The 4,407-nt window shown below is 56.5% G+C and carries 6 protein-coding genes; all 6 read left to right on the top strand.

Translation table 11 applies throughout. The annotated features are described in order from the left end of the window. Positions 1-441: efflux RND transporter permease subunit (locus KYK83_RS16905; RefSeq protein ID WP_222829081.1), on the top strand; the 441-nt coding region annotated here is incomplete at its 5' end. A gap of 11 nt (positions 442-452) precedes the next feature. Continuing rightward, on the top strand, positions 453-827 hold the full coding sequence (locus KYK83_RS16900) for a copper-binding protein (protein WP_222829080.1): 375 nt from the start codon (positions 453-455) through the stop codon (positions 825-827). A gap of 83 nt (positions 828-910) precedes the next feature. Beyond that, on the top strand, positions 911-1,585 hold the full coding sequence (locus KYK83_RS16895; protein ID WP_248284543.1) for a PepSY domain-containing protein: 675 nt from the start codon (positions 911-913) through the stop codon (positions 1,583-1,585). Positions 1,586-1,812: 227 nt separating this feature from the next. Next, a complete protein-coding gene (locus KYK83_RS16890; protein WP_222829078.1) occupies positions 1,813-3,471 on the top strand; it encodes a sulfatase-like hydrolase/transferase in 1,659 nt (552 codons plus the stop codon). A gap of 323 nt (positions 3,472-3,794) precedes the next feature. Continuing rightward, a complete protein-coding gene (locus KYK83_RS16885) occupies positions 3,795-4,094 on the top strand; it encodes a thermonuclease family protein (protein WP_222829077.1) in 300 nt (99 codons plus the stop codon). Continuing rightward, positions 4,091-4,387 carry a sunset domain-containing protein gene (locus KYK83_RS17670; RefSeq protein ID WP_488153868.1) on the top strand — a complete coding sequence of 99 codons (297 nt, stop codon included), beginning with the start codon at positions 4,091-4,093 and terminating at the stop codon, positions 4,385-4,387. The genes KYK83_RS16885 and KYK83_RS17670 overlap by 4 nt, the downstream gene beginning before the upstream one ends. Positions 4,388-4,407: the final 20 nt, after the last annotated feature.

The raw sequence follows: 4,407 nt of genomic DNA, 5'->3' as shown, positions 1-4,407 counted from the left end.
TTGGTTATGGGAACTCTGCCTTTTGCCCTCACGGGCGGCTTCTGGCTGCTTTACCTCTTGGGTTACAATCAGTCGGTCGCAACAGCGGTTGGCTTCATCGCCCTTGCCGGTGTCTCAGCAGAGTTCGGCGTCGTGATGCTGATCTATCTAAAGGCCGCGATGGAGCGACATTCCGGTGAGCCCACAGAGGAATCCGTTACCAAATCGATCAGGGAGGGCGCGCTTCTTCGCGTTCGGCCGAAGGCGATGACCGTTGCCGTCATTCTGGCTGGCCTTTTCCCGATCCTGGTTGGCACGGGGGCAGGTTCGGAAGTTATGAGCCGAATCGCCGCGCCGATGATCGGCGGCATGATCACCGCACCCTTGTTGTCCATGTTCGTATTACCCGCCGCTTACCTCTTGATGCGGCGCCCCCGGCCTGAACGGCCATCACAATCCTAAGGAGAAGAAAAATGCGTACCACAACCCGCTTAACCCTATTGGTTGCCCCATTGATGCTGGCAGCGTGCGACAGTAATTCAGAAATGGCTGAGCACGAAGGCATGGAAATGGACGACAGCGCCATGTCGAGCATGAATGACGGCATGGAGAACGGTGCGGAAGCCAAGAGTGCGAGCGCCAAAGGCACTGTGACTGCCATCGACGCCGAAGCAGGCACGGTCACTATCGATCATGAGGCGGTTCCTGAACTCGCATGGCCCGAGATGGTCATGGCTTTTGACGCCACCGAGGAAGTTCGCGGTGACGTCGCGGTCGGCGACACGGTCACGTTTGAATTCAGCACCGGTGAAGAAGGAAACACGATCTCCTCGATTTCGGTGGAGTGACCGTGAGCGGACTGTCCAATTGGACCGAATGTCCTCTCAATTTCCAAAACAAAGAATGAGGTGCTGATTTGGCAAAACCTGTGATGCTGCGCTTCGCCAAATGGCACATCTGGCTAGGTTGGCTGGTGGGTATCCCGATCTTGATGTGGATGGCGAGCGGCCTGTTCATGGCCGCTCGCCCGATCGAAGAGGTGCGTGGTAATCATCTGCGCGTAGCTACTGATCAGCCTGCCCTCTCCTTGCCGTCCGATATGGTCCCCGAGATCGATCAGCCTTTGAAAGAGATGCGCGCTTTCATGCAGGACGGGCGAGCAATCATGATGCTGACCGCGATCGATGGAAGCATCACCCGATTTGACCTGGAAAGCCGAACCCCTCTGCCATCAGTTGATGAAGCTCAAGCTCGGTCAATTGTGGCCGAGCAGATCGTCGGAGGTGGCAATGTCAGTACGGTGCGCCTGTTTGAGGCGAATAATGCGCCATTCGACTTCCGCCGCCCATTGCTTGTTTGGCAGGTCGTTCTTGATGAGGGAACGCATGTCTATGTTGGCCGCGTTACGGGTCAGATCGAGGCAGTTCGCACACGCTGGTGGCGCGCATTTGATTTCATGTGGGGGCTACATATCATGGATCTGCGGACGCGAGAGGACACTAGCCACCCAATACTAATTCTGTTTGCCGCGCTCGGTGTCTTCGCGAGCATTCTTGGCTGCATTCTCATGTTCCGCAGGCGCAAAGCCCGCGTCACCGCCAAGTAGACGAACCAAAAGCGAGCGATCCAGTTGGCTTTGGCATAGGCTTATAAGACTAAGAGCGGTCGGTCTCGGTTATGGTGCTCGGTGGCAGGAATGGTTAACCCAATTTGCACAGAATTCTGTGATATTGAGCCATGGCGAAAACCCGGCCAACTTCAATCCGGCCCGCAGCAGGCCTTGCCAAAATGGTCTGTCTGGGCCTGTGGTTCATTCTGGCTCTGGCTCCAGACATGACGACGCGTCTTGCAACCATCGAAGAAGTCACGGGCATAGCGGCCTATCTCGTGTTGCTCGGTTGGACGAGTTTGGGGCTTTGGATTGCTGCCTGCACGCCTTCTGCTGTGGTCCGTTGGGCAGGGGCAGCGATCTTTGCCTCTAGCGCCTTTGCCTTGACCAGTTTCCGCCAGGTCACTGGCCAATTCCTGACATATGACGCGTTCATCAACATGCTCCAGTCGGGCGGATTCGTTGATGACGCCGTTGCCCAATATGGCGCTTCATTGAGCTGGTCGCTGGTGCTTTCGTTGTTGCTGCTTTTGGGTATCGGACTGCGTCCCACCAGCCGCATTGCCCTGCCTCAAATCCTCGCTCCTGTTCCCTATGTCGCGATCGCGTCTGTCACTGCCCTGCTATTCATTCGCGGAGGGGATGGAGCGCGAGGCTTGCCTGCAAACTATCCAACACTTGCCTATGCTGGTCTCTATGGGATCGAAACCGCTCTCACGCCCGAGCAAGCGCGTGAAAAAGTCGGCGTGCCCCTATCGGACGAACCGGTCAAACATGTCGTTCTTGTGATCGACGAGAGTGTTTCTGGCCAATATCTGGATATTAATTCACCATCGGGTGTTAAGACCGGGTTGCTCCAGTCGAGGAGCGATGTCGAAATCTCGAACTTTGGCATTGTGCCCAGCATTACCAATTGCAGTGTCGGATCGAATCTGTCCCTGAGATTTGGCGGGACTCGCGAGAATTACCGCGATCGAATTGCGCGTGGGCCAGGTATCTGGGCCTATGCTAAAGCGGCGGGTCTACGCACCGTCTACATCGATGCTCAGCGAACCGGCGGCGCGCTCCATAACGGCATGGATGATGAAGAAATCCGGCTCATAGACAGCTTTATCCAGTTCGACGATAGCCCCGTTCTCAGGCGTGATTTGCGGGTCGCAGACCAGATCGCTCGCGAAATCGCCAGGCCGGAGCCAAGCTTGATCATCGCGAATAAGATCGGCGCGCACTTCCCGGTTCACGATAAATTTCCTGACGAGCAAATGGTCTATCGACCGGCTCTGCCGCGCGGGAGGTTCGCCGATGTCACTGATACGGGTAGCCGCGAAGGATTTGATGGAAGTGAACGGAGCTGGCGCCTCTACCGCAATTCCTATCGCAACGCGCTTGTATGGAATGTCGGAGTCTTCTTCGAACGCCTGCTGTCAACTGCGGATCTGTCTTCTAGCGTCGTGATCTACACCGCGGATCACGGTCAGAATTTGCACGAAGACGGGAATCTCGGCCTAGCGACGCATTGCAGTTCCGACCCCATCGGTAGCGAAGGCGCGGTCCCTCTGGTTCTCATTTCAGGGGACGGATTGCACGATCCATCGGGCGTGCGTCCTGGACAAGGCAGTCACTACCGCATCTTTCCAAGCCTGCTGCATTTCATGGGTTATGACAGGGAAAGGACGCAGGCATTGTATGGTCCGGACTTGTTCGATCCATCAGCTGAGCCGGATACATTCAACGCGCGTTTCAACGCCCGTCTAGGCCAATCGCCACAGTGGCGCTCGATCAACGCCGACACTTTGCTCAACCCGGTCGCGCAAGACGGGGCCATGCAGGATTCCACAAATTCGCGAGCGTCAAAGCCGGGCAGATCTAAAGCGACCAGATAAGTACGCCGATGGCGGCCTTTACGCCGCGGTCCAGGCGGAGATCTTAAACTCGCCTATCAGGAACCAATTGCGAAGCGTCCGCTTCCACCTACCAATTATGGGCCTTCGGGTCGTTCCCAATTCGCAGCAAAAGCTGCCGCTTCGGTAACCGACTTCGGCCACGGCATTGAGCTTACCAGTCATTTGCCGAACTGCGCTAAGGTTGGACGATGTTTCGCTGCTCTGCCTTTGCCTCAATTGCGCTGATCCTAGGATCATCAGTGCCCGCAAGCGCACAAGTCATCGTAGGCAATGCGACCGTGATCGATGGAGACACTATCGATATGAACGGGACGCACATTCGGCTTGCTCACATTGATGCGCCGGAAGCGCAGCAGACTTGTAACAGGGAAGGTGTCGAGTGGGCCTGCGATGCAGCCGCGACAGAAGCATTGAGCTCCGTCTTGGACGGTCAATCTGTGTCTTGTTCTTCGATCGATACGGATATTCACGGTCGTCAGGTCGCGCACTGTCAGACGCCAGTCTTCGCGCTCGGCCGGGAAATGGTTCGGCGCGGTTTAGCGATCACTTTGGACAACGCGCCCTACGAGTATGGCGAGGCTGCCAAGATCGCGCACGCATGAATTATGGCGTATGGGCTTCGACATTCGAGCTGCCAGAAAATTCGCGGGCGGCAAACCCACAAGCGTCACCGCGCGTCGTTCGACCGCAGTCCCATTCTCAACTGACCCGGTCCGAGCCTCAGCAGGTTTACCGCAACGAATTTTGGTGCGCGATTAAAGGCAACCGTAGCAGGCGCGGTGAGTGGATCTATCATCTTCCAGGTCGCCCCTATTACGAGCAGACGCGGCCAGAGCAGGTGTTCTGCACCGAAAGTGAAGCGCAGGCCGCCGGTTATCGCAGATCAAAAGCATAAAGATTGCCCTAGGCTTGGAA

The sequence above is a fragment of the Qipengyuania pacifica genome (assembly GCF_019857205.1).
Classification (GTDB): domain Bacteria; phylum Pseudomonadota; class Alphaproteobacteria; order Sphingomonadales; family Sphingomonadaceae; genus Qipengyuania; species Qipengyuania pacifica.
This window is presented reverse-complemented; position numbering and strand designations above follow the sequence as displayed.

Coding starts and splice junctions, on each gene's coding strand:
- KYK83_RS16900 (WP_222829080.1), top strand. CDS start 453: ATGCGTACCACAACCCGCTTAACCCTATTGGTTGCCCCATTGATGCTG.
- KYK83_RS16895 (WP_248284543.1), top strand. CDS start 911: ATGCTGCGCTTCGCCAAATGGCACATCTGGCTAGGTTGGCTGGTGGGT.
- KYK83_RS16890 (WP_222829078.1), top strand. CDS start 1,813: ATGACGACGCGTCTTGCAACCATCGAAGAAGTCACGGGCATAGCGGCC.
- KYK83_RS16885 (WP_222829077.1), top strand. CDS start 3,795: ATGAACGGGACGCACATTCGGCTTGCTCACATTGATGCGCCGGAAGCG.
- KYK83_RS17670 (WP_488153868.1), top strand. CDS start 4,091: ATGAATTATGGCGTATGGGCTTCGACATTCGAGCTGCCAGAAAATTCG.